Here is a 670-nt window from a genome sequence, read left to right as displayed (position 1 = left end):
CAATCCTGTGTTTGAAGCATTGGATTTGGTTAAGGGCTCGCTGCGCTCTTTGCAGATGGGATTGTTCCAAACCTGTTTAATCACGCGTTTGGCATTGGTGATCGATTCTGAAAACAAAGCATCTACTAAGGGGAAATGTCTGTTGATCAGCTTTGAACAAAGTCGAGATGCAGAAAGCTGGATTCAGGCTGCGAAGTTGTGTGAGCAAGGTTACCACATCACCTTGGTCGACAAGGTGGACGACGTTTCTGGCTTGGTGGGGCACGACGTGATTGAACGCTACCAGCGTGTTTATGTGTTCTCGAATAAGGCGCTACCTGCCAAGCAAGTGGAAGCATTCAAAGCGCTGTTAGCGCGTTATCCTGAGCAAGTGCAGTGTTCGGAAGTTATTGAGAAACTTCATCTTGCACAAACACAGATTCAGTAAGGAGACCACATGATTCTGGTTTGGTTTAGGCGTGATTTACGCACGTTAGACCACACGGCGTTAAAGGCGGCACTTGATACAGGGCAACCTGTTGTTGCTTGTTTTGTTGCAACGCCAGAACAGTGGCAAGATCACCACATGGCGCCGATGCAGGCGGATTTAATCGCCAGGCGTCTTGAGCATGTTCATCAAGAGCTCACAGAGCTAAACATTCCTCTTCTATATAAAGAAGTTCCGCGTTTT

Annotated in this window: 1 protein-coding gene and 1 pseudogene; both read left to right on the top strand. The window is 47.5% G+C overall.

The window, feature by feature from the left end:
• Positions 1-427 (top strand): annotated as a pseudogene (locus tag R7R24_RS27400) (helix-turn-helix-type transcriptional regulator); the annotation flags it as partial.
• A gap of 9 nt (positions 428-436) precedes the next feature.
• Positions 437-670, top strand: a 234-nt coding sequence (locus R7R24_RS27395) for a deoxyribodipyrimidine photo-lyase (RefSeq protein ID WP_318120225.1), incomplete at its 3' end; no start/stop codon positions are given.

It is taken from the genome of Vibrio sp. 704, from assembly GCF_033339295.1.
Note: the sequence above shows the minus strand (reverse complement) of the source record. Positions and strands in the feature narration are given on the sequence as shown.